At 53.7% G+C, this 4,492-nt stretch carries 4 protein-coding genes; all 4 read left to right on the top strand.

Annotation, left to right across the window (positions count from 1 at the left end; all coding sequences use genetic code 11):
- A partial coding sequence (locus MLC70_RS18155; RefSeq protein ID WP_248185900.1) for a type I restriction-modification system subunit M occupies positions 1–1,944 on the top strand: 1,944 nt, incomplete at its 5' end.
- Positions 1,941–3,332: a restriction endonuclease subunit S gene (locus MLC70_RS18150; protein ID WP_248185896.1), complete on the top strand. Its 1,392-nt coding sequence runs from the start codon at positions 1,941–1,943 to the stop codon at positions 3,330–3,332. The genes MLC70_RS18155 and MLC70_RS18150, both read left to right, overlap by 4 nt.
- Entirely contained in the window at positions 3,329–4,270 is a 942-nt protein-coding gene (locus MLC70_RS18145) for a GIY-YIG nuclease family protein (RefSeq protein WP_248185894.1), read from the top strand. The genes MLC70_RS18150 and MLC70_RS18145 overlap by 4 nt, the downstream gene beginning before the upstream one ends.
- Positions 4,271–4,301: 31 nt before the next feature.
- A partial coding sequence (locus MLC70_RS18140) for a hypothetical protein (protein ID WP_248185891.1) occupies positions 4,302–4,492 on the top strand: 191 nt, incomplete at its 3' end.

The following is a 4,492-nucleotide window of genomic DNA, read 5'->3' as shown; positions in this document are numbered from 1 at the left end:
ATCTGGTCGGTTGCCGACCTTCTGCGCGGTGATTTCAAGCAGAGCCAGTATGGGCGCGTGATTCTGCCGTTTACCCTACTGCGCCGCCTGGAGTGCGTATTGGAGCCAACCAAAGCTCAGGTATTGTCAGCAGCCCAAGAACATCAGGCCAAGCCGGATGCGGTTCGCGAGAAACTCTTGCTTCGAGCCGCTGGCCAGCAGTTCTTCAATGCTTCTCCGTTAAGCCTGGCTACCCTGTCTGACAGCCAAACCGCTGACGACCTGATGAGCTATGTTCAGTCGTTCAGCCAGGATGCCCGGGAGATTTTCGAGCATTTCCATTTCGAAGACTTCGTACAACAACTCAGTGCCAACAACTTGCTCTACCAGGTGGTGCAGCGGTTTGCCAGCATTGACCTGAGCCCGGCAACCATCAGCAATTTCGGTATGGGGATCATCTTTGAGGAGTTGATCCGGAAATTTGCGGAGAGCTCTAATGAAACGGCCGGGGAACACTTCACGCCACGGGATATCGTGCATCTGACCACTTCCCTTGTCCTGACCGGACAGGAGAGCCGGCTAACGCCCAACAGCATTGTGACCATCTACGACCCTACAGCAGGAACGGGCGGATTCTTGTCCGAAGGCGACGAGTACATTCAGCAGATCAGCGAGGGTGTCACCGTCTCGCTTCACGGTCAGGAATTGAACCCTGAGTCCTACGCGATCTGTAAGGCCGACATGCTGATCAAAGGACAGGAAGTCAGCAACATCAAGCTAGGCAACACTCTGTCGGATGATCAGCTGGCTACTAATAAGTTTGACCTGATGCTCAGTAACCCGCCGTTTGGCGTGGAATGGAAAAAGGTGCAGAAGCAGGTCACTGATGAGCACAAACATCGGGGTTTCGATGGCCGTTTCGGGCCTGGGCTTCCTCGTGTGTCTGATGGCTCCCTGCTGTTCCTGATGCACCTGGTCAGCAAAATGCGGGATGCCCGTGAAGGCGGTTCCCGGATCGGCATCATTCTTAATGGTAGCCCGCTGTTTACGGGTGGTGCTGGCAGTGGCGAATCCGAAATCCGGCGCTATCTGCTGCAGAACGACATGGTCGAGGCCATTGTGGCGCTGCCCACGGATATGTTCTACAACACCGGAATCTCCACCTATGTGTGGGTGCTCTCCAACAAAAAGCCGGCTGAACGCAAAGGCAAGATCCAACTGATCGATGCTACTGACCGGGCAACCAAGATGCGTAAGTCCCTTGGTAGTAAGCGCCAGTTTGTGAGTGAGTCCGATCAGGACGAGATCGTGAGAATGTATGGGGACTTCCAGGAAACCAAGAAGAGCAAGATCTTCCCCATCGAAGCCTTCGGTTACAGACGCATCACGGTTGAACGTCCGCTGCAGCTGAACTTTCAAACCTCGGAAGAGCGCATTGAGCGGATTGCAGACGAAAAAGCCATCCAAAAAATGGATCCGGAAGACCAGGACAAGATCCTCGCGGCCTGTCGTGCCATGGATGCCAAGACGGTCTACCGGAATCGCAAGCAGTTCCAGAAGGCCCTGAAGGCTTCGCTCACCGATCATCAGGTGTACTTGGGTGCGCCGCAACTGAAGTCGTTGCTGAATGCCTTGAGTGAGCGCGACCCAGAGGCGGATATCTGCACGGACAGCAAGGGCAATCCAGAAGCCGATACCGGCCTTCGGGACTATGAGAACGTGCCCCTCTCAGAGTCCGTGTACGACTACTTCGAACGTGAAGTGAAGCCACATGTCCCTGACGCCTGGATTGATGAGTCGAAGCGGGACGAAAAGGATGGCGAAGTGGGCATCGTGGGCTTTGAGATTCCGTTCAACCGGCACTTCTATGAGTTCACGCCGCCGCGCCCGCTTGAAGAGATCGATGCTGACCTGAAGCAATGTACCGACCAGATCAAGCAGATGATCGAGGAGCTGTCGGCGTGAGTTTTCCAAGGTATCGCGAATACAAGGATTCTGGTATTGCCTGGATCGGTGAAGTCCCAGTTGGATGGCAAGTATGGAAGATAGGTCATTCCTTTGGTGGGTTTGGGAGTGGCACAACTCCCCCAACATCTGACGAAAAATGGTTCTCCCAAGGTGAGATTCCATGGGTTACAACGGGGGAGCTTCGAGAAAAGATCGTTGTGAGCACCAAAAAGAACCTAGTTGGAGAAGCGTTGAAAGCTTTTCCAGCTCTTCAGGTCCACCCCAGAGGCTCTCTGGTCATTGCGATGTATGGGGCCACCATTGGTAGGCTCGGGGTGCTAGGAGTTCCTGCCACAACGAACCAAGCATGCTGCGTTTTGTCTGAGCCTATGTCGCTGGATGTCCGATTTACCTTTTACTGGCTTTTGGTTCACCGTGAGCAAATTGTTTCGCTCTTTTCTAGCGGCGGTGGCCAGCCAAATATTAACCGAGAGACAATCACAAGCCTGAAAGTTCCCGCACCGAATCTTAATGAACAAACCCAAATCGCCCGCTTCCTAGACCACGAAACCGCCAAAATCGACGCCCTGATCCGCGAGCAGGAGCGCCTGATAGAATTGCTTCAGGAAAAGCGCCAGGCGGTGATTTCCCATGCGGTGACCAAGGGGCTGGATCCGGATGTGCCAATGAAGGACTCTGGGGTTGAGTGGCTTGAGGAGGTGCCGGCGCATTGGAGGGTGGTACCTTTTGGTTATGCCATTTCTTACCAAGAGGGGCCAGGAATCATGGCGTCTGACTTTCGTGACGAGGGAGTCCCGCTGCTAAGAGTGTCTGGAGTCCAAGGTCGCTGGGCCTCTTTAAAAGGTTGCAATTATTTGGACCCCAAAAAGGTAAAAAAACGATGGAAGCATTTTCAACTAAATCATGGGGACCTTCTGATTAGTGCAAGTGCGAGTATGGGCACTGTCTGTGAGGTCGATAATGCGACAGTAGGGGCTGTACCATACACTGGGCTCATTCGTCTCACGCCAATTGCAAAGATAAGTCATAGAGACTTTGTCCGGGCAATAGTTGGTTCACAACAGTTTGCCGTGCAAATAGACCTCTTCAAAGCTGGATCGACAATCCAACACTTTGGTCCAACTCACTTAAGCCAAATGAAGGTGGCTTTGCCCCCATTGGAAGAGCAAATCCAACTGGCCGAGCATGTCGATAAAGTGACGACGGAGTTCAAATCTCTTATCGAGGAAGCTGAAAAAGGGAACAAACTGCTTAAAGAGCGCCGGACTGCTCTCATCTCCGCCGCCGTCACAGGAAAAATCGACGTCCGTAATTGGCAGCCACCGCAAGACGAAAGCGCCTTTGATGAAGAGGTACGCAAAGCCGGCATGGAGGCTACCGCATGAGCCACGGACGCGGCATCCGTCTGTTCCTTGTTGATGGCACTCCGAACGGTCTTTTGACTGCCGAGATCATGAACTGGACGGGCCATGCGTTGACCGGTCCTCGAACCAAACTAACCGAGTTGGTGCAACGTCCCGAGTGCGGCCGGACTGGCGTGTATTTCCTAGTGGGACCTGACCCTGACAATGCTATGCGTCCTTTGGTCTACATCGGCGAATCAGACGATGTTGCCAAGCGCCTGAAGCAACACAACCGACCTGAACCCCAAGGCGGAAAGGATTTCTGGGAGCGAGTGTGCCTGATCACCAGCAAAGACCAGAACCTCACCAAAGCCCATGTGAAGTACCTGGAAAGTCAGCTCATCGCCATTGCCAAGCAATCTGGACGTTGTGGCTTGGTCAACGGCACTGCTCACGATTACACCGTGCTGCCAGAGTCCGATCAGGCCGATATGGCGTTCTTTATTGAACAAGTCCGCATCATATTGCCCGTGTTGGGCTTCGACTTTCTCCGTGATCGGCAGAAAATTGCAGCGCAGATCCAGGGGGAGCCAGGTTCTGAGGGTGCGGCTCCGAACTTTTACATGGAGCTGCCTAAATACGGCATTCGTGCCACCGCCCGCGAAGTCGATGGTGAGTTTGTGGTGCTTGAGGGAAGCCAGGCGCGAGATAAGTGGGTGAGCGGCAGTAGCTACACTAGTTATCGCCCCTTGTATGATCAGTTGACGGCAGATGGTGTGCTGGTGCCGGACGCCTCTGGCGCGGTGCGTTTCACACAAGACCAGTCGTTCTCGAGTCCCAGCGCTGCTGCAGCAGTGGTATCAGGACGCTCGGCAAATGGCCGTATTGTCTGGATCGAAGAGAGCAGCAGGAAGTCATACGGCGACTGGCAAAGCTCGCTTGTCGAGGCTCAAAGTGCCAATGAAGAGCTCAAAGACTGAGCCAAAAATCACATAAAAAAGGCAGTACCTAATGAAATCACCGTATTGGTTGGGCTGTATTGCGGCCATTGTAAGCGTTTTCCTTACCGGATGTCAGACAACCGGCGTCACGCAGAAACTTCATACCGAGATGCATCCACCTATCGGACAGGTCGTGAGCGCCGAGATTGGCGAATCGGTGTTGGAGCGTACCCGAGGATATGGAGCTCCCGGATTCAGAGT

This window comes from Marinobacter goseongensis, from assembly GCF_023156235.1.
Classification (GTDB): Bacteria; Pseudomonadota; Gammaproteobacteria; order Pseudomonadales; family Oleiphilaceae; genus Marinobacter; species Marinobacter goseongensis.
The sequence above is the reverse complement of the archived record's forward strand: the minus strand, read 5'-3'. Positions and strand labels throughout refer to the sequence as shown.

Excerpts from the sequence above, each read along its gene's own strand:
- MLC70_RS18145 (WP_248185894.1), top strand. The coding sequence starts at position 3,329 with ATGAGCCACGGACGCGGCATCCGTCTGTTCCTTGTTGATGGCACTCCG.